This window comes from Lactococcus sp. (assembly GCF_036648155.1).
Classification (GTDB): Bacteria; Bacillota; Bacilli; order Lactobacillales; family Streptococcaceae; genus Lactococcus; species Lactococcus cremoris.
Map to the genome: position 1 here is coordinate 1 of NZ_JAVXIY010000052.1, position 509 is coordinate 509.

Annotated in this window: 1 protein-coding gene; it reads right to left on the reverse strand. The window is 31.8% G+C overall.

The window, feature by feature from the left end; all coding sequences use genetic code 11:
* Nucleotides 1-248 precede the first annotated feature (248 nt).
* Nucleotides 249-509: hypothetical protein (locus tag RSC39_RS12085; protein WP_332537493.1), on the reverse strand; the 261-nt coding region annotated here is incomplete at its 5' end.

Consider the following 509-nt stretch of genomic DNA (forward strand, 5'->3'; position numbering starts at 1 on the left):
GTTGGACTCCTTGAAGTCATCCGACTAGAGTTTTTTTATTTGAAAAAAGCCGCTCCGAAGAGCAGCTTAACTCTAGAAATAGGATGAAATCCCACAAACATCCCGACTATATTATAGCACAAAAAAGCGCCCCAGTTAGGAGAGGGACGCTTAGGAATAAACTTTTAGAAAAGTTTTAATTTGGGATAAAACTATTATATAACTTTCCGCGTCCGTTGTAAAATAAAAACGCCCCGGAGGGCGAAGAATTATTTACTTATTTCTTCAATAACGTAATCAGTAATAATACTTGAATAACTATCTCCATCAATAGCTCTTAATAATTCTTTATCTTTCAAAGAATTTATCGCTCTCATTCTAGGAGTTCTTCCTATTTTTAGAATATTTTCTAATCGTTTATTTTTTAATCCGTGAGATGAAAAAATATCAAACAAATAGCTTTGAATGAATACGAATAATATTCTTGACTCCACTTTTGTTAATTCTAAAGTATCAATAAACTTAGATGA